Genomic DNA, 19,108 nt, shown 5'->3' with positions numbered 1-19,108 from the left:
GATAATAATATAGTAAAAAAGAGAGGATGAAATGAGATGAAAGAAATTTTTACAAATAAAGCACCAGAAGCGATTGGACCATATTCTCAAGCGATTGTTGCAGGTGACTTCTTATATGCATCAGGTGCCATCGGTATAAATCCAGAAACAGGAGAAGTTGTGGACGGAATTGAGAAGCAAACGATTCAAGTAATGGAGAATTTACGGACAGTTTTGTTGGAGGCTGGAGCATCTTTCTCTCAAGTTGCGAAATTTACAATATATTTAAGTGATATGAATAATTTTGGTACAGTAAATGAAATTTATGGTCGTTATTTAAACAAGCCATATCCGGCGAGAGCGACAGTAGAAGTAAGTCGTTTGCCAAAAGATGTTTTAGTAGAAATTGATGCTGTAGCGTATTTGAAGGAGTAATGTATATTACTCCTTTTTTTTCCCTAAAGTAGAATGAAAATTCAAATAAAGAGGTGAAAAACGATGCAACCATTTATGTATTATAACCCGACGAAATTATTATTTGGAAAAGATCAAATTAATCAATTAAGTAATGAAATAGGGAAGTATGGCAGAAAGATTTTACTCGTTTATGGCGGTGGAAGTATTAAGCGAAACGGAGTTTATGAAAAAATTACGTATGAATTGAAGAAAGCGAATGTGGAATGGGTCGAATTAATGGGAGTGGCATCCAACCCTAAATTATCGACGGTTCGCCGTGGTATTGATATTTGTAAACGGGAGAAGATTGATTTTATCTTAGCAGTTGGTGGTGGGAGTGTCATCGATTGCACGAAGGCGATTGTCGTTGGAGCGAAGACGGAAGCAGATGTGTGGAATATTATTTGTAGAAAAACGAGAGCGATTGATGGGATTCCTTATGGTTCCATTGTTACTTTAGCAGGTACAGGTGCTGAGTTAAGTTTGAGTGCGGTTATCTCAAATGAAGAAACGAAAGAGAAACGGGCATTTGTTTCCTCGTTTTCACGAGCGAAATTTTCCATTGTCGACCCGACATTAATGATTTCTGTCCCGAAGAAACATACGATAAACGGTGTTGTGGATACGATGAGTCATTTATTAGAACATTATTTTCATCACGGAAACAATACGAATATACAAGACGAATTTTTGGAAGCGGCATTACGTAATGTCGCCACGACAGGAACGAAGTTATTGCAAGACTTGTCCAATGAATCATATCGAGAAACGATCGCTTATGCAAGTTCCATCGCATTAAGTGATCAAATGAATATGGGGTTTATTGGTGATTGGGGTACACACCATATCGAACATGCACTTTCAGCTGTACATGATATTCCACATGGAGGGGGTATGGCAATTTTATTTCCAAAATGGATGGAATATGTACTAGACGATGAAAATGTGAGTAGGTTTAAACGATTTGCTGTAAATGTTTTTGGGGTAGATCCTAGTGGGAAGTCAGATAAACAAGTTGCTCAAGAAGGTATCGAATCATTAGCTAATTTATGGAAAGAATGGGGCGCTCCTTCATCTTTAGAGCATTATGACATTCACGATGATAAGACATTTTCTTTAATTGCACATAAAACGATGGAGACAGCTCCGAATTGTGGGAACTTTAGACGTCTTCAAAAAGACGATGTGCTACAAATTTTACAAAAAAGTTTATAAATAAAAAAGAACTAGAAATTATGCATACATTTCTAGTTCTTTTTCAATTTGTGTACGTATATTATTTAAACATTGTTCAGCTGTTTTTCCGTGTACGAGTTTGCCGTTTACTTGAGCATATGGGCTATTTGCACATAATCCACAAAAAGAGAGGCAACTATTTACGATGACAGCTACTTCTGGATATTCTGATTCAATAATTGTTTCAATATCTAATGTCATAATTGGATTTACACTACAAACGTCTACAACGACTATTCCCAATCTTTCACACTTCCTATATATTTATTCAAATGATGTTTTAAAAAACAGATGTAATGTACATGCACGTATGCTAGTATATTTTATACCTAACATACTAAAAAAGCATATGATTATTTATCTATGTAATATTGTAAACGGAATAGATAGGTTAAAGCAAAGTTACTGCTTTATATATGTGTCGAATATTGTTCATTGTATTTTTACCGTATAAAGCATAAAATATGTATATGGAAATGTCCATTCTTAAAGGAATAAAGGAGATTAGATGATGAAACGAATTAGTAAATTGTTACTCGTAGGAATAGTAGCTTTTGGATTAATGATACAGTTTTCGCCTTTTGTACAGGCAGCAGAAATTGCGAAAACAGAAGAAGATTTATTAGGAGAAACGATTGTCGTTTATGGTGGGAATTTAAATGAGGCACAAAAAGCAGAAGTAAAAGATATTTTAAATGTAGAAGATGGGGATACAGAATATAATGTAACTGGACAAGATATCGCACATTATATTAATGGAGATCCAAACTCAAACATGTATTCTTCAGTAAAAATTACACCGAAAGAAGAAGGGCATGGAATTGCTGTACAAATTTTAACAGCGAACAATATAACGAAAGTAACTGCCGATATGTACCGGAATGCATTGTTAACAGCTGGGATTGAAAATGCAGTAGTTGAAGTAGGTTCACCAATTCAAGTAACAGGCGAATCTGCACTATCTGGTATTTATAAAGCATATGATGCTAGTGGTGTAGAACTTGAACAAGGAAGAATGGAAGTTGCTAATGATGAATTAGAGATTACATCCGATTTAGCAGATAAAGAAGGACTTTCCGAAGAAAAAGTAACGGCATTAATGACTGAAATTAAAAAGGTAATTTCAGAAGAAAAACCAGCAACACGTGAAGATGTGGAACGTATCGTATCAGAACAATTAGATCGCTTAGAAATTACTCTAAATGATGACGATCGTCAATTGCTTATCGATTTATTTGATAAAATGCGTGATTTAGATATCGATTTTGGAAAAGTAAAAGACCAATTAGAAGATATTACATCGACAATTAAAGACAAGTTAGACGATCTTGATTTAAATTTAGATGAAGGGTTTTGGGAAAAAGTAAAAGCATTCTTCAATGATATTATTGACTGGATTGCATCATTTTTTAAATAAGTAAAAACGTGGAAACACGAATACATCTAGATGAAAATAGTACGTTCTTTCATCCGATAACATAGGGTGTATTCGTGTTTTTATGTATGTAAGGAAAAAATTGAAGGATGTGGTTTTGTGCAACAACAATCATATAAATGGCCGATAATTTTATTTACTATCGGGGTATTTATGGCAGGCCTTGATAATGGTATTATTAGTGCTGCCTTAACGACGATTTATCAATCGTTTGAAGTATCGCCGACATGGGGCGCATGGGCGATTACATTATATACATTAGGACTAGCGATCTCGGTACCGATTATTGGGAAGTTGTCAGATCGTTATGGACGTAAAAAATTATTTTTAATTGAAATATTTTTATTTGGATTAGGCTCACTTCTCGTAGCTCTTAGTCCGACGTTTACAATGTTATTAATCGCCCGTTTTATTCAAGCGATTGGTGGCGGTGGTATATTTATTATTGGTTCTACATATGTTTTAACAACCGTCCCAAAAGAACATCAAGGGAAGTTTCTCGGTTTGTTAGGGTCGATGCATGGGTTATCAGCTGTCGTTGGACCGAATGCAGGGGCACTTATATTACATTTAACGGGAAAATGGGAATGGATGTTTTTCATTAATGTTCCGATTGCAATCTTTTTATTTTGTATGGGCCTTTGGAAAATGGATGAGCAAAAACGTACAAGTGAAGGTCGTTTAGATGTGATCGGTGCGGCATATTTATCCTTATTCATTTTATTTATTATGTTGGGCTTAACAAACTTGGATCCACAAGCATGGGTACATAGTATATTATCTGTTGCTGTTTTACCTTATTTTGTTGCAGCATTTATTCTCGGCGTTGCTTTTTTACGACACGAGTATAGAGTGGAAGCTCGCGGAGAAGACCCGATTATTGCGACGAGTACATTGCGTCATGTGCCATTTATAGGAACACTTTTCTTAGGGATTTTATCGGGTGGGTTTCTAGCAACTATTGTATTTATACCGAGTTATGTGGAACAAGTGTTACAAGTCCCTGTGGAGAGCGCGGCTTTCTGGGTAACACCTGTGGCAATAGCATCTGGAATTGGTTCAGGACTTGGTGGGTTTTTAACGGACAAAATTGGTCCTAAAAAAACAATCATGTTATCTGGAATCATCGGTTTTACTGGATTTTTACTGTTTTATCAATTTGTAGACAATATGTTTATGTTCGTCATTGCAAGTATGTTTGCAGGTATAGGATTAGGATTTTTATTAGGTGCACCACTAAATGTATTAATGAGTGTAACGGTTGCTGAAGAGGAGTATGGTTCGTCACTTGGTACATTATCTTTAATGAGACAAATGGGAATGACGATCTTTCCGATGGTGTTTGCAAGCTTTGTTACGAGCAGTGTAAAGCAGTTAGGGACAGACATTCAATCCGTGACAGCGAGCACGTTTTCGATTCCAGCTGGAAACGATGATGCCCTTTATGGAATAATTATGGAAAAAATTGGCCATATGCAAGCAGGACAAGAAAAAGAAACATTGCTTCAGTTCGTTGCTAATACGATGGAAATAGGGTTTGGATATATGTTCCTTACGACGATGGTTTTAGCGACAGTCGTTAGTATAATTGGATTTATTTTCTTGAAATTTCATAAGCAATAAAACATAGTCGGAATGTAGCTGTTTACAGAATATTCCGACTATAACTCAAATTGTGGAAAAGTTAAAAAAAGTATGTATAATTGAAATATCAGATAAAATCTGTATTTTTTAAAAAAGGGGAGGGTTCATACTATGAACTGGAAGAAATGGTCTTTACTTTTAACGATCGCTTTCGCATTCTCGTTATTTCTAGCAGCATGTGGCGGAGGAAATAATGATGCTGGATCAAATAACGGCAACAATGAAAGCGGAAACAATAATGCTGAAAACGCGGAACCATCTGGCGATCAGACATTAAACATTAATATTAAAACAGAGCCACCTTCATTACATCCAGGTACTTCATCTGATACGACTTCAAGTGCGGTACTTGACCAAGTGTTTGAGGGGTTAACTCGAATTAACTTAGAAGGTGAACCAGAGGAAGCGATGGCTGAGAGCATCGATGTATCTGAAGACGGATTAACATATACATTTAAAATCCGTGAAGATGCAGAATGGTCAAATGGTGATCCTGTAACGGCGGAGGATTTCGAATATGCGTGGAAATGGGTATTAGATCCTGAAAGCGCAGATACGGACTATGCATATCAATTATACCCAATTAAAGGTGCCGAAGATGCAAAGGAAAACGGCGGATCTTTAGATGATGTTGGGATTACAGTAGAAGATGAGAAAACATTAGTTGTTGAGTTGACTCAACCAACAGATTATTTCTTAGAATTAACAGCATTCCATACTTATTATCCATTAAATAAAGATGTTGCAAGTGAAAATGACAAATGGGCTCTAGATGTTGGAGACGACTACGTTACGAACGGGCCATTTAAATTAGTTTCTTGGGATCATAAAGATCGTATCGTTATCGAGAAGAACGAAGATTACTGGGATGCAGATACGGTACAATTAGAAACGATTACAATGCACATGATTGACGATGAGTCAACGGCATTATCTATGTATGAAAATGATGAATTAGACTGGATTGGAGATCCTGTTGATGCGATTCCTTTAGCAGCTATCCAATCGATGAAAGATGCGGGAGAGTTACACATTGAGGACCGTGCTGGATTATACTACTATGCAGTTAACCATGAAGACGAAGTGTTAGGAAATGCCAACATTCGTAAAGCATTAGCTTTATCTATTAACCGTCAAGGAATTGTAGATAATGTTACACAAACAGAGGAAAAACCAGCAATGGCACTAGTACCACCTTCCATGTTTGAAGAGAACGAAGAAGGATACTTCGCAGATAATGATATTGATGAAGCGAAGAAATATTTAGAAAAAGGTTTAGAAGAATTAGGTTTAGATGAATTACCAGCAATTAAACTTTCTTATAACACAGATGAAGGACACGCGGCAATTGCACAAGCTGTTCAAGATATGTGGAATAAGAACTTAGATTTAAATGTTGAATTAAATAACGAAGAGTGGAACGTTTACTTAGACTCATTAGGAGAAGGAAACTATCAAATCGGACGTATGGGTTGGATTGCAGACTTTAACGATGCGATTAACTTCTTAGAGATCTTCGAAACAGTTGGTGGAAACAACTACACGAACTGGGAGAACGATGAATTCAAAGCGTTATTAAAAGATTCACGTGCAGAACTTGATTCTGACAAACGTCAAGAAATTTTAAAAGAAGCTGAAGAATTATTTATGGAAGAATTACCAATCGTTCCTGTTTACTTCTATACAAACACATATGCTGCAAAAGACAATGTAAAAGGCATTGAGGCTCTACCTGTAGGTGCATTCAACCTTAAGTGGGGTTACAAAGCAGAATAATATGCATGTTTGCACATGAAAAAAGGGGTGATTCATTTCACCCTTTTTTCATGTTTTGTACATCTACAATATCTTGCCCCAGAATGAATTGTAGTTCCTCGAACGAATAATTAACTTCTTAAATAATGAATGAGTTTAGTGTGGAGGTGTGTTCACGTGTTTAAATATATTTTAAAGAGGATTGGATATATTTTCGTTTCTTTGTTTTTTATCGTTACGATCACTTTCTTTTTAATGCAAGCCGCTCCAGGTGGTCCGTTTGCATCAGAACGAAAATTGCCTCCTAAAATTGAAGAACAGATGAACGAATTATATGGATTAAATGATCCGATTTTTGTACAATATACAGATTATTTAGTAAGGGTGGCAAAATGGGATTTCGGACCATCTTTTAAGTATGTTGGTCAAAGTGTAAACGATATTATTTCACGTAGTTTTCCGTACTCTTTAGTATTGGGAATCGAAGCGATTTTAATAGCACTTTCTATAGGAGTGTTTTTAGGTGTTGTCGCAGCACTATACCATAATAAATTTGGAGATTATGTTGCGATGATTATTGCTGTACTAGGGATATCTGTACCGAGTTTTATTTTAGCGGCTTTATTACAATATGTTTTCGCTATAAAAATGGGTGCATTTCCGATCGCAAAAATGGACACGTTTTGGCATACAATTTTACCGGCGGTTGCCATTGCGACGACCCCACTTGCCTTTATAGCAAGGTTGATGCGTTCGAGTATGTTAGATGTATTAAGTTCTGATTATATTAAAACAGCTAAGGCAAAAGGTTTAAGTGGCCGTGTGACAATTTACCGTCACGGTATTCGAAATGCAATATTACCAGTTGTTTCTTATTTAGGACCGTTAGTTGTTCAAGTGTTAACCGGAAGTTTTATCATTGAGAAAATCTTTGCTATACCAGGACTTGGAAATGAATTCGTAACGAGTATTACGAACCGTGATTATACAGTTATTATGGGAACGACCGTATTCTTTAGTGTGCTATTATTGGTGTCGATTTTAATTGTCGATATTATTTATGGGTTTATCGATCCTCGAATTAAAATTACTGGAAAGGGGGATCAGTAATGTCACATCCACAATTAAATCAAAGTGATTTTGAACGTATGGAATATATGCAATCAGATGCTGAGAAAATTGCCGGAGAAAGTACTTCTTATTGGAAAGATGCTTGGCGTCGATTCCGAAAAAATAAATTAGCGCTTTTTGGTGTATTCGTAATCATCTTTTTAGGTGTGATGTCATTTGCGGGTGAATCTTTATCAGGGCATAATTATTATGACAACGATCTAATGATGGCGAACCAGTCACCATCTGCGGAACATTGGTTTGGAACAGATAACTTAGGCCGTGACATCTTTGCTCGTACATGGTATGGAGCAAAAATCTCCTTATTTATTGGGTTAATGGCGGCATTCATTGACGTATTAATCGGTATTATTTGGGGTTCGGTTTCAGGATATTTAGGTGGTAAAGTAGATGAATATATGATGCGTGTGGCAGATATTTTATCTGGTGTGCCATACCTTTTAGTAGTAATTTTATTAATGGTTGTTATGAAACCAGGATTATGGACGATGATTATCGCCATGACGATTACTGGGTGGATAAATATGGCCAGAATTGTTCGTGGGGAAGTTATGCGATTGAAAAATGAAGAATATGTACTTGCGGCGAAATCACTCGGAGCAAGTAGTTATCGAATATTATCGAAACATTTAATACCTAATACATTAGGTCCAATTTTAGTTACGTTAACATTAACAATCCCGACGGCTATTTTTACAGAGGCGTTTCTAAGTTTCTTAGGATTAGGTGTACCAGCACCAAGAGCTAGTTGGGGTACGATGAGTTCTGATGCGATTGCTGCATTACAATATTATCCATATCAATTATTTTTCCCAGCATTCTTTATTTGTTTAACGATGCTTGCGTTTAACTTAATTGGTGATGGATTACGAGATGCACTTGACCCGAAAGATCGTCGTTAGTTTGGAGGGGAATGAAGATGAAAAAAGTGTTAGAAGTGAAGGACCTATCTGTTTCGTTCCATACATATGGCGGAGAGGTACAAGCGGTCCGTAAAGTGAATTTTGACGTGTTTGAAAAGGAAACATTAGCAATTGTTGGAGAATCTGGTTCAGGTAAAAGTGTAACCGTTCAATCGATTATGCGTTTACTTGCCATGCCACCAGGAGAGTTTAAATCTGGTGAAATTTTACTCGACGGTGAAAACTTAATCGATAAATCAGAAAAACAAATGGAAAAAATCCGTGGGAAAGATATTGGAATGATCTTCCAAGACCCGATGACTTCTTTAAACCCAACGATGAAAATTGGTCGCCAAATTACAGAAGGATTAATAAAACACCAAGGTGTTTCAAAGAAGGAAGCATATGACCGTGGGATTGAGTTATTAAAACTTGTTGGAATTCCAAATCCTGAACGTCGTATTAACCAATATCCGCATGAGTTCTCTGGTGGAATGAGACAAAGAGCAATGATCGCAATTGCCCTTTCTTGTAACCCGAAAGTATTAATTGCGGATGAGCCGACGACAGCGTTAGATGTTACGATCCAAGCGCAAATTTTGGATTTATTACGTGATATTCAAGAAGAAATGAATACGGCAATTATTTTAATTACACATGATTTAGGTGTCGTGGCAAATGCTGCTGACCGAGTTGCGGTCATGTATGGTGGAAAAGTTGTAGAAACGGGAACGGTTGATGAAATTTTCTACCAACCGAAACACCCTTATACGTGGGGATTGTTAGGATCAATGCCGAAGCTGAACAACTCAAAAGAGAAGTTACAGTCCATTCCGGGATCACCACCTGATTTAAAAGATCCTCCAAAAGGTTGTCCATTTGCGGCGCGTTGTCCTTATTCGATGAAAGTATGTGATCAACATATGCCAGAGTTTAAGACATCATCTGAAACACAGCAAACAGCTTGTTGGTTACTAGATGAACGAGCACCGAAAGTGGAACCTCCAGCACATATTATGGTAGGAGGGGAAAACGATGAATAGTAGCGAAAAATTACTAGAGATTCGAAATTTAAAAAAGCATTTCAGAATTGACCGTAACAATGTGTTAAAAGCGGTGGATGGATTAAATTTCGATATTTATAAAGGGGAAACATTTGGATTAGTAGGAGAATCTGGCTGTGGGAAATCAACAGCAGGCCGTACGATCATGCGCTTGTATGAGGCGACAGAAGGGGAAGTCATTTTCAAAGGGGAAGATGTACATGGGCCGAAAAATAAAGATGCTTTAAAGAAATTTAACCAAAATATGCAAATGATTTTCCAAGACCCATACGCATCCCTAAATCCGCGTATGACCGTTGTAGATATTATTTCTGAAGGGTTAGATATTCACGGCTTAGTGAAGTCAAAACAAGAGCGTTTACAGCGTGTACATGAGCTACTCGAAATTGTTGGGCTCAATAAAGAGCACGGAAACCGTTATCCGCACGAATTTAGTGGAGGACAACGTCAGCGAATTGGGATTGCCCGTGCATTAGCAGTAAACCCGGAATTTATCGTAGCGGATGAACCGATTTCTGCATTAGATGTGTCGATTCAAGCGCAAGTTGTAAACTTAATGAAAGAGTTGCAAGAAGATCATGGGTTAACGTATTTATTTATTGCACATGATTTGTCTATGGTACGTCATATTAGTGATCGTGTCGGTGTTATGTACTTAGGGAATATGGCTGAAGTAGCAACGAGTGAGGAGTTATATGAAAACCCACTTCATCCCTACACGCAAGCTTTATTAAGTGCTGTCCCGATTCCGAATCCGGATTTAGAACGGTCACGTGAACGAATCGAAATAAAAGGTGATTTACCGAGTCCGATTGATCCACCGAGTGGTTGTGTATTTAGAACAAGGTGTCCATTTGCTACTGAAGTGTGTGCAAATGTGCAGCCATTTTATCAAGAGTACAAAAAAGACCACTGGGTTGCGTGTCATAAATATGATGATCGTTATAAAGATAGTTTTGAGTAATAGATGCCACGGGAGTATAATCTCGTGGCTCTTTGCATTTGTTCGTTTGAATAATTAGAGGAAATAGTAAACTCCTGAACAGTGTACATAATGGTTTCATATATTGCACCATCGAAAGGGAGAGTTTACTATAGTCTAAAATGAAAACAGGTGTTGCAAACCGTTATTTAAAGGGATCAGATATTAGATGCGATGCTGTGTGTACTGGATGCAATGTGATCGAAAACAGATGCAATAAACGAAAAACGGATGCAACGCGATTGAAAACAGATGCAATAAACAAAAATTAGATGCAACGCGATCGAAAACAGATGCAATAAACAAAAATTAGATGCAACGCGATTGAAAACAGATGCAATAAACGAAAATTATATGCAACGCGGTCGAAAACAGATGCAATAAACGAAAATTAGATGCAACGCGGTCGAAAACAGATGCAATAAACGAAAATTAGATGCAACGCGGTCGAAAACAGATGCAATAAACAAAAATTAGATGCAACGCGATTGAAAACAGATGCAATAAACGAAAATTATATGCAACGCGGTCGAAAACAGATGCAATAAACGAAAATTAGATGCAACGCGGTCGAAAACAGATGCAATAAACAAAAATTAGATGCAACAAAAAAGGATTCCAGCAAAATAAGCTAGAATCCTAAAATATTTATGCATACATCTCCGCTATTTCTTTTTGTAATTTTTCGTCACGGACATATTCATCATATGTCATCGATTTATCGATAATACCGTTTGGTGTAATTTCAATTAGGCGGTTTGCAATACTATGAACAAACTGGTGGTCACTAGAAGTGAATAAAATCGATCCTTTAAACTTAATTAAGCCATTGTTTAAAGCCGTAATGGATTCTAAGTCTAAGTGACTTGTCGGTTCATCAAAAATGAGTACATTTGATTCTGCAAGCATCATTTTAGATAACATACAACGTACTTTTTCTCCTCCTGAAAGCACTTTTGCTTGTTTTAAAGCTTCCTCCCCAGAGAAGAGCATTCTACCTAAAAATCCGCGTAAAAATGTTTCTGTTTGATCTTCAGGTGAATATTGACGTAGCCAATCTACTAATGTTAATTCGTTATGTTCGAAATAAGCACTGTTATCTTTCGGGAAGTAGGAGCGAGAAGTAGTGACACCCCAATGGAATTCTCCACTATCAGGTTCCATTTCGCCATTTAAAATTTCAAATAAAACAGTGTTTGCTAAGTCATCTTTTCCAACGAAAGCAACTTTTTCATCTTTATTAATCGTAAATGACACATTATCTAACACTTTTTGTCCATTGATCGTTTTGGATAACCCATCAACACGTAACAAATCATTTCCAATTTCACGACCTGGTGTGAAGGCAACATATGGATAACGGCGTGAAGAAGGTTTAATATCATCTAATGTAATGTTTTCTAGTAATTTACGACGTGAAGTTGCTTGTTTAGATTTTGATGCGTTCGCACTAAAACGCGCGATAAATGCTTGTAAATCTTTAATTTTTTCTTCTTTTTTCTTGTTTTCTTCTTTGGCCATTTTTGCAGCTAATTGACTAGACTCATACCAGAAATCATAGTTTCCAACATAAATTTCAATTTTCCCGAAGTCAACATCTGCAATATGTGTACACACATTGTTTAAGAAATGACGGTCGTGTGAAACGACGATTACTGTATTTTCAAAGTCTGCTAAGAAATCTTGTAACCAATGAATGGCTTGAATATCTATTCCGTTTGTCGGCTCGTCTAATAGTAATACGTCAGGTGTACCAAATAAAGCCTGTGCTAATAGCACTTTAACTTTTTGGTCATTTTTTAGTTCGGACATTTGTTTATCATGTAATGAATCAGGTATACCTAACCCAGAAAGTAAAATAGCAGCTTCTGATTCTGCTTCCCAACCATTTAACTCTGCAAATTCCCCTTCTAGTTCTGCAGCACGGATGCCGTCTTCTTCTGTGAAATCCGTTTTTAAATAGATCGCGTCCTTTTCCTTCATTACGTCATATAAACGTTCATGGCCCATTAGAACAGTTTCTAACACTTGTTCGTCTTCATATGCGAAATGATCTTGTTTTAACACTGCAATACGTCTATCTGCGTCTAGTGAAACATGGCCTTTTTGTGGCTCAATTTCCCCAGATAAAATTTTTAAAAATGTTGATTTACCGGCACCATTTGCACCGATTACTCCATAACAGTTTCCATTATTAAATTGTATATTGACATCTTCAAATAATTTTTTATCTCCAAATCGTAAACTAACGTCGGTGACATTTAACATGTACATGTTCCTTCCTAAATTTATTGTCTCAAGTAAGCGTAAGTGATTATCGTATATTCGTCAATAATTAGCTCTAATTATTCAATCCTTTTTTAGCGAGGCTATCAATTCCTAATGTCTTATAAGGGACATCAAATTTAAAAGCAATATTGTTCGTTTCTAAGTCGAATGCATGTACAGCGACGTGGAAGTTACTTTTGATATCCATTTCCGTCACTTTTACATAAATTTCTTCCTCTCGTGGATTAATCACAACCCATTCAGGTGTTGGTAAATATTGCTCGATATATTGCATAATTTTTTTGTTCGGTAATTTTAAATCGCCGACAGAGATTGATTTTTGTTTTAAGGATAAATCACCGTTCTCTTGAACAACTGGTTCAAAATTGACGACTAATGGAACGGTAGAAGAGAAAATAGGAATTTCTCCGAATAATTGTACTTCCTCATCAATATTAATATAAAATTGGTGGTCTGTATTTGCTAATAATTTATCTAAATACGCATTGACCAAATTATTTACATGATGTTTTGTCGATCGTACGATAAATTCCGAACTATCCTCTAATTTATATGCAGTCCGTTCCTTTTCAATATCGACTTTAGGTACAGGAGAATAAAAATAAAGTGTTAAGAGGAGGAGTACTCCAATATTAACCCCCGCCAATATATAAAATCGCTTTTTCCATACATTTTTATTCATTGTTTCGTTCTCCTTCATGGATGACAAATTGTAAAATACGTTCAGCCATCATTTCATATCCGGTATGATTCGGATGGAAATTGTCTCCAGATAAGTAAAATTCATTTTCAGCTTCATCGAAAATATCGACCATTGGGATAAAATACCCCTTTTCATAGCGGTTTGCTACGTCTGCTCCTATTGTATTCCAGCTTTCTACAATATAGTCCAATTCTTCGATATCTGAAAAATATCGTTTAAACGGATTGTAGAAACCAATTAAGTAAATTTCTGTATCTTCATTTAAATTTTTTATCGTATCAAAAATTGTTTCGAGTCGTTGTTCATATTTAATTTGTTCACTTGTGAATTGATCTAACGATAAATCGGTAAAATTGTCTTTAAACACTTGCATGATATCATTCGCTCCGATAGTAATAAGGACAATATGTGACTTTTCAATCGCTCTTTTTATTTCTCTTTCTCCTAGACGTTCAATTAATTGGCCACTTCGGTTACCACGTTTACCGAAATTATCAAAATGGACGAGTTGTTTTTCTTCATTAATAGTTTCATCTAAAACACCGACATAACCACCATTCTCCGTTTCATCGCCAACACCTTCTGTTAGAGAATCACCAATGGCAACGACATTAATTTCGTTTGTGAAAAAGAAGTTCGCAGCTCGTTTTAATTGATCTGAAATAAAGTCACGTACTGGGTCTTCTTTCATCATCGCTGTTTCTAACTCTTCATCCAATGGCTCACCGTCGCTATCTGTTTCACTCATTCTTTCATCTTCAATGATTTTATTTAAAGGTTTTTGTTTTTTTGGCGTAGAGAAAAATGCTAACACAATGATGCTTATAATAATGATGGACAAAATAAATGTTCGTTTAATAAAAATCACACCTATATTTCAATATTATCTATATTATAGATGACATTCCTTGATTATATAAGTACTTTACCCAATCGTTAAATAAATGTAAACGTATGAAAATAAAGTTGTTACGTAAATAAATAGAAATTTGAGCAATATAAGATGAAGTAGTAAAAAGTTTCGTTCCTATTATCCTGCACATTTCAAACATGTTTTATAAACTATATAATTTTTGTCATGCTAATTTTCGAGAAGAAAAGGGGCAGGAACTAAAGTGAAAAAACGACACAAGGAGGCTACTTTACATTAATTTTTACTGGAACTCCTTTTTTGTCGATTTCGGACATGACTAGTCTCGGAAAGGTTTCCAAAAATTCACAGAAGCTATGTGAAGGCACAAAAAAAGAGCACCCCTACGTAAATGTATAGTATTTACGTAGGGGTGCTCCTAATGATTATAAATCATGTTTTGTCCAAGTCTCGGTATTTTTAAGTTTAACTATCTAGTTTTTCTTATTTTTATTATGCACGTTTGTTTCTAGCACTTTTTACAGTCGTAACTAAGTCATTGTTTGTAATGACGATAGCATTCCCATTTACCGTAACATCACCATCAGACCAGATGATTGTAGCACCTACATTATTTTCTACTGTTGCCTCGTCTGTATAAAGGATGTCTACAATAGTTTCTGTCACATCTTGTACTTTCACAATATGATATCCTAATGGACGTAATTCATTTGCTTTTTCTAATAGCGCATCTGAACCTTGAACTGCAATTGTTTTTGCGCGTAGTCCTTCTGAACGATCAAATGGTGAATTCGTTACCCAATCAATTGCTGCATTGTTTGTCGTTTCAAGCACTGTTTCACCTGTTGCTTGTTCGATTGCGCGATCTAATGTAGCTAAAATGTCGTCAATTGCTTCGATACCGATAGAAAGACGAACAAGATCTTCTGTTACACCACTTTTTGCAAGGTCTGCTTCATTCAATTGTTGGTGTGTTGTAGAAGCTGGGTGGATAATTAATGACTTCGCGTCACCTACGTTCGCAACATGAGACCATAGTTCAATGTGGTCGATCAATGTTTTACCGGCTTCTAGACCACCTTTAATACCGAATGTAATAACAGATCCATATCCATATTCAAAATATTTATGTGCCAATTCATGTGATGGATGATCGTCAAATCCAGGGAAGTTCACCCATGTTACACCAGGATGATCCTTTAGGAAATTAGCGACTTTTATCGCGTTTTCACTATGACGTTCTAAGCGAACATGTAAAGTTTCTAATCCTTGTGTTAATAAAAATGCGTTATGTGGGCTAATTGCTGCTCCTGTGTCACGTAATAATTGAACACGAATCCGAAGTGCAAATGCAACTGGACCTAAATCAGCGAAGCGAACACCACCATAGCTTTCGTCCGGTTCTGTAAATCCAGGGAATTTATCGCTATCCCAGTTGAAACGTCCGCCGTCGACAATGATTCCACCAATCGATGTCCCATGTCCACCAATCCATTTTGTTGCAGAATGTACGACAATATCTGCTCCCCATTTTAATGGTTTCGCAAATTTTGGAGCGAAAGTGTTATCAATGATTAATGGAATGCCGTGTTCGTGTGCAATATTTGCTACAGTTTCAACATCAAATACATTTAAACTAGGGTTCGTAATGGTTTCTCCAAAAACGGCTTTTGTTTTATCTGTAATAGCATTTCGAATCGCCTCCGGATCTGTCCCATCGACAATTTTTACAGTAATTCCGAAACGTGGCAATGTATGAATGAATAGGTTATATGTTCCACCATATAAATTACTATCTGCTACAATTTCATCGCCTGCACTTGCAACATTTAAAATCGCATATGTAATTGCAGCCATCCCTGAAGCAACTGCCACTGCCGCTGTTCCATCTTCTAATTGTGCGACACGTTGTTCAAAAGCGTCTGTCGTAGGGTTCATTAAACGTGTATAAATATTACCAGCTTCTGCTAACGCAAATAAGTTGCGCGCATGGTCTGTATCGTTAAATACGTAAGAAGTTGTTTGATAGATTGGTAGTGCACGAGAACCTGTTGTAGGATCTGGCTCCTGACCTGCATGAAGTAAAATTGTTTCATCTTTCTGAAAATTGAATGTTGACATGTAAAACTCCTCCTTAAAATTTTGAACTTATTGTATTCCATTTGAGAAGGCGATGATATAAAAACCCTCTTCTACATGATTGTAAGAAGAGGGTATCATTATGTATTATCCCCCTCTTATCTTCCAGAATATCATCTGTAGGATTTGGCACCGTTAAAAGCAAACGCTTTAAGGTTGCTGGACTTCACAGGGCCTATTCCCTCCGTCCGTCTTGATAAGAGATGTGTCGATGAAATTAGTATCCATTATACATGTTTGTAAATCAATGTCAATTAATTTGTGAATTTTCTAACTTTATTGACTTTTAATGTAGAAGATACAAATAAAATTAGCGCAATCCAAATACATGTAAACGTCACGAAATGTGCAGACGTAAATGGCTCATCATAAAGAAATACTCCGAGTATCAGCATAATTGTCGGTGCGATATATTGTAAAATTCCTGCTAAGGACAAAGGAATGTATGCGACTGCATAGCCGAACAATAATAGTGGGACGGCTGTAGCGATCCCGGAGATGAGTAATAATCCTGTATCTGTCCATGATGTACTTGCTGCAAATCCTAAATCTACACCAACAAACGTGAATAAGTAAATGAGTGCAATTGGAGTTAATAGTAACGTCTCCACTGTTAATGAATATGCTGAATCTAGCTTAACAGCCTTTTTAAACAACCCATATAAACCAAACGAGAGTGCTAATGCAATAGAAATCCAAGGAAAGACACCATATGATATCGTTAAATATAATACGCCAAAACTTGCGAATAATAATGCAACTTTTTGTGCTGGATATAATGCCTCTTTTAAAAATAGGACACCTAATACGATGCTTAATAAAGGATTCATATAATAACCTAAACTTGCTTGAATGACGAAATTATTATGTACAGCCCAAATGTAAATGAGCCAGTTTGCGCTTATCACAATAGATGCTAATGTAATGTAGAGCATTTTTTGCTTATCTTTTAATAGTGTTGTACATAATGAGAAAAAGGAACGTAATTTGCCTGTGAAGAATAAATATCCGACCATAAAGAGACAAGACCAAATGATGCGATTCGCTAAAATGACATCTGGTTCATATATGTCTAATAGTTTCCAATAGATTGGGAAAAATCCCCATAAAATATATGTAATAATGCCTAGCATAATGCCTGTTTTCATGTTTTTATTGTCCATTTCCTGCCTCACTTCACTGATGTTTTCTCCCATCATTTTACGCCTATGTTCTAGCTGTTGGCAATTGTTCCGACTTTTTCATCCATTCATGCATGGTCAAACAGAATTATCAGAAAGTTTGTTATACTAGAGTTACATAAATAAGAGGAGGAACGGGCATGAAAAAATTTGAAACGATGTCCATTCATGATGGATATGATGCAAAACAATTGCTAGGTAGTGTTTCAGTGCCAATTTTTCAAACGTCTACATTTGAATTTCAGTCTGCTGAACATGGGGAGAAAAGCTTTAGTGGAGAAGCAGACGGGCATATTTATACACGAATTGGGAATCCGACTGTAGATGTATTAGAAAAAAGGATGGCAGTGTTAGAAGGTGGCGAGCGTGCATTAGCATTCGGTTCGGGAATGGGCGCCATATCTGCTGTACTCATTGCACTTACAAAAGCAAATGATCATATTTTATGTTCGAATGGTTTGTACGGTTGTACATTCGGCTTATTAAAAATGATGGAAGAGAAGTATGGAATGGATGTCGAATTAACAGATTTTGCATCAGAGGAAAAAATTCGCCATGCCATAAAAGAAAATACGGCAGTTATTTATATTGAAACGCCTATTAATCCGACGATGCAATTAATCGATTTAACATTGATTAGCAACATTGCAAAAGAATACGATATACCTGTCGTTGTAGATAATACATTTTCAACCCCTTATTTACAACGTCCGATAGAGCTTGGGTGTGACATCGTTGTACATAGTGCGACAAAATATTTAAATGGGCACGGAGATGTCATTGCTGGAATTGCCGTCGGAAAAGAAGAGATGATGAATGACATTGCAAGTACGACACGTAAAGATATTGGTGCTGTATTAGCGCCATTTGATGCATGGCTTCTATTAAGAGGACTGAAAACATTGCCATTACGGATGGATCGTCATTGTGATAACGCGGAAAAAATTGCAGCTAAATTGCAAACACATCCGAATGTAGAAGCGGTTTATTATCCAGGATTAGATGATCAGATAGTGTATAAGAAGCAAATGCACCGTGGTGGAGGTGTTATTGCATTTGATATAAAAGGGAATAAAGCTGAAGCACAGCAGTTTTTAAATGCGTTAACTTTTGTTAAAGTAGCAGTGAGTCTAGGAGATGCAGAAACTTTAATTGAACATCCGGCGACGATGACCCATGCAGTGATTCCCGAAGACGAGCGAATTCAGATGGGCATAAAAGACTCTCTTATTCGCTTATCTGTAGGATTAGAAAATTGGGGAGATATATGGAAGGACCTTGAAGTTGCATTACATACACTCTCTTAAGTTCAAAATATGTTAGAATATAAGAAAGAATCAG

Annotated in this window: 16 protein-coding genes and 1 riboswitch; of the genes, 10 read left to right on the top strand and 6 right to left on the bottom strand. The window is 36.4% G+C overall.

Features of this window, described 5'->3' with window-relative positions; all coding sequences use genetic code 11:
* The first annotated feature begins 36 nt into the window (after window positions 1-36).
* Window positions 37-414 (top strand): RidA family protein, encoded by a 378-nt coding sequence (locus SPD45_RS04805; RefSeq protein ID WP_336266573.1) that lies wholly within the window; start codon window positions 37-39, stop codon window positions 412-414.
* Window positions 415-477: 63 nt separating this feature from the next.
* Window positions 478-1,650 (top strand): iron-containing alcohol dehydrogenase, encoded by a 1,173-nt coding sequence (locus SPD45_RS04800; RefSeq protein ID WP_336266572.1) that lies wholly within the window; start codon window positions 478-480, stop codon window positions 1,648-1,650.
* 18 nt (window positions 1,651-1,668) lie between these two features.
* Here SPD45_RS04800 and SPD45_RS04795 read toward each other — a convergent pair whose 3' ends face one another.
* Window positions 1,669-1,914: a DUF1450 domain-containing protein gene (locus tag SPD45_RS04795; RefSeq protein ID WP_336266571.1), complete on the bottom strand. Its 246-nt coding sequence runs from the start codon at window positions 1,912-1,914 to the stop codon at window positions 1,669-1,671.
* 268 nt (window positions 1,915-2,182) lie between these two features.
* Here SPD45_RS04795 and SPD45_RS04790 point away from each other — a divergent pair, with 268 nt between their 5' ends.
* From SPD45_RS04790 to SPD45_RS04760, 7 genes are all read left to right on the top strand, one after another.
* Window positions 2,183-3,088 (top strand): DUF1002 domain-containing protein, encoded by a 906-nt coding sequence (locus SPD45_RS04790; RefSeq protein ID WP_336266570.1) that lies wholly within the window; start codon window positions 2,183-2,185, stop codon window positions 3,086-3,088.
* A gap of 117 nt (window positions 3,089-3,205) precedes the next feature.
* Window positions 3,206-4,729: an MFS transporter gene (locus SPD45_RS04785; protein ID WP_336266569.1), complete on the top strand. Its 1,524-nt coding sequence runs from the start codon at window positions 3,206-3,208 to the stop codon at window positions 4,727-4,729.
* 132 nt (window positions 4,730-4,861) lie between these two features.
* On the top strand, window positions 4,862-6,526 hold the full coding sequence (locus SPD45_RS04780; protein ID WP_336266568.1) for a peptide ABC transporter substrate-binding protein: 1,665 nt from the start codon (window positions 4,862-4,864) through the stop codon (window positions 6,524-6,526).
* Between the two features lie 156 nt (window positions 6,527-6,682).
* Window positions 6,683-7,615: an ABC transporter permease gene (locus SPD45_RS04775; protein WP_336266567.1), complete on the top strand. Its 933-nt coding sequence runs from the start codon at window positions 6,683-6,685 to the stop codon at window positions 7,613-7,615.
* The gene (locus SPD45_RS04770) at window positions 7,615-8,538 is read left to right on the top strand and encodes an ABC transporter permease (RefSeq protein ID WP_336266566.1); all 924 of its coding nucleotides are present in this window, start codon (window positions 7,615-7,617) and stop codon (window positions 8,536-8,538) included. The genes SPD45_RS04775 and SPD45_RS04770 overlap by 1 nt, the downstream gene beginning before the upstream one ends.
* Window positions 8,539-8,555: 17 nt before the next feature.
* The gene (locus SPD45_RS04765) at window positions 8,556-9,581 is read left to right on the top strand and encodes an ABC transporter ATP-binding protein (RefSeq protein ID WP_336266565.1); all 1,026 of its coding nucleotides are present in this window, start codon (window positions 8,556-8,558) and stop codon (window positions 9,579-9,581) included.
* Entirely contained in the window at window positions 9,574-10,566 is a 993-nt protein-coding gene (locus SPD45_RS04760; protein ID WP_336266563.1) for an ABC transporter ATP-binding protein, read from the top strand. Before SPD45_RS04765 ends, SPD45_RS04760 begins: the two co-directional genes overlap by 8 nt.
* Window positions 10,567-11,232: 666 nt before the next feature.
* On the opposite strand, the gene SPD45_RS04755 is transcribed toward SPD45_RS04760, so the two are convergent.
* The 5 genes from SPD45_RS04755 to rarD all read right to left on the bottom strand — a co-directional run bounded on the left by SPD45_RS04755 (window position 11,233) and on the right by rarD (window position 17,782).
* Window positions 11,233-12,852: an ABC-F family ATP-binding cassette domain-containing protein gene (locus SPD45_RS04755; RefSeq protein WP_336266562.1), complete on the bottom strand. Its 1,620-nt coding sequence runs from the start codon at window positions 12,850-12,852 to the stop codon at window positions 11,233-11,235.
* A 73-nt stretch (window positions 12,853-12,925) separates the two neighbouring features.
* Complete coding sequence (locus tag SPD45_RS04750) at window positions 12,926-13,555, bottom strand: YpmS family protein (protein ID WP_336266561.1); 630 nt, start codon at window positions 13,553-13,555, stop codon at window positions 12,926-12,928.
* Window positions 13,548-14,444: an SGNH/GDSL hydrolase family protein gene (locus tag SPD45_RS04745; RefSeq protein ID WP_336266560.1), complete on the bottom strand. Its 897-nt coding sequence runs from the start codon at window positions 14,442-14,444 to the stop codon at window positions 13,548-13,550. The genes SPD45_RS04750 and SPD45_RS04745 overlap by 8 nt, the downstream gene beginning before the upstream one ends.
* Window positions 14,445-14,939: 495 nt before the next feature.
* Window positions 14,940-16,568: an O-acetylhomoserine aminocarboxypropyltransferase/cysteine synthase family protein gene (locus SPD45_RS04740; protein ID WP_336266559.1), complete on the bottom strand. Its 1,629-nt coding sequence runs from the start codon at window positions 16,566-16,568 to the stop codon at window positions 14,940-14,942.
* 113 nt (window positions 16,569-16,681) lie between these two features.
* A riboswitch (SAM riboswitch) is annotated at window positions 16,682-16,789 on the bottom strand.
* Window positions 16,790-16,840: 51 nt separating this feature from the next.
* Window positions 16,841-17,782, bottom strand: coding sequence for an EamA family transporter RarD (gene rarD / locus SPD45_RS04735; protein WP_336266558.1), 942 nt, complete (start codon window positions 17,780-17,782; stop codon window positions 16,841-16,843).
* A gap of 125 nt (window positions 17,783-17,907) precedes the next feature.
* Here rarD and megL point away from each other — a divergent pair, with 125 nt between their 5' ends.
* Window positions 17,908-19,074 carry a methionine gamma-lyase gene (megL, locus tag SPD45_RS04730; RefSeq protein WP_336266557.1) on the top strand — a complete coding sequence of 389 codons (1,167 nt, stop codon included), beginning with the start codon at window positions 17,908-17,910 and terminating at the stop codon, window positions 19,072-19,074.
* Window positions 19,075-19,108 lie beyond the last annotated feature (34 nt).

The organism is Pseudogracilibacillus sp. SO10305 (assembly GCF_037072005.1).
Lineage (GTDB): Bacteria > Bacillota > Bacilli > Bacillales > Amphibacillaceae > Pseudogracilibacillus > Pseudogracilibacillus intestinigallinarum.
The sequence above is the reverse complement of the archived record's forward strand: the minus strand, read 5'-3'. Positions and strand labels throughout refer to the sequence as shown.

Coding starts and splice junctions, on each gene's coding strand:
- megL (WP_336266557.1), top strand. CDS start 17,908: ATGAAAAAATTTGAAACGATGTCCATTCATGATGGATATGATGCAAAA.
- SPD45_RS04780 (WP_336266568.1), top strand. CDS start 4,862: ATGAACTGGAAGAAATGGTCTTTACTTTTAACGATCGCTTTCGCATTC.
- SPD45_RS04765 (WP_336266565.1), top strand. CDS start 8,556: ATGAAAAAAGTGTTAGAAGTGAAGGACCTATCTGTTTCGTTCCATACA.
- SPD45_RS04755 (WP_336266562.1), bottom strand. CDS start 12,852: ATGTTAAATGTCACCGACGTTAGTTTACGATTTGGAGATAAAAAATTA.
- SPD45_RS04770 (WP_336266566.1), top strand. CDS start 7,615: ATGTCACATCCACAATTAAATCAAAGTGATTTTGAACGTATGGAATAT.
- rarD (WP_336266558.1), bottom strand. CDS start 17,782: ATGGGAGAAAACATCAGTGAAGTGAGGCAGGAAATGGACAATAAAAAC.
- SPD45_RS04760 (WP_336266563.1), top strand. CDS start 9,574: ATGAATAGTAGCGAAAAATTACTAGAGATTCGAAATTTAAAAAAGCAT.
- SPD45_RS04805 (WP_336266573.1), top strand. CDS start 37: ATGAAAGAAATTTTTACAAATAAAGCACCAGAAGCGATTGGACCATAT.
- SPD45_RS04800 (WP_336266572.1), top strand. CDS start 478: ATGCAACCATTTATGTATTATAACCCGACGAAATTATTATTTGGAAAA.
- SPD45_RS04790 (WP_336266570.1), top strand. CDS start 2,183: ATGAAACGAATTAGTAAATTGTTACTCGTAGGAATAGTAGCTTTTGGA.
- SPD45_RS04750 (WP_336266561.1), bottom strand. CDS start 13,555: ATGAATAAAAATGTATGGAAAAAGCGATTTTATATATTGGCGGGGGTT.
- SPD45_RS04740 (WP_336266559.1), bottom strand. CDS start 16,568: ATGTCAACATTCAATTTTCAGAAAGATGAAACAATTTTACTTCATGCA.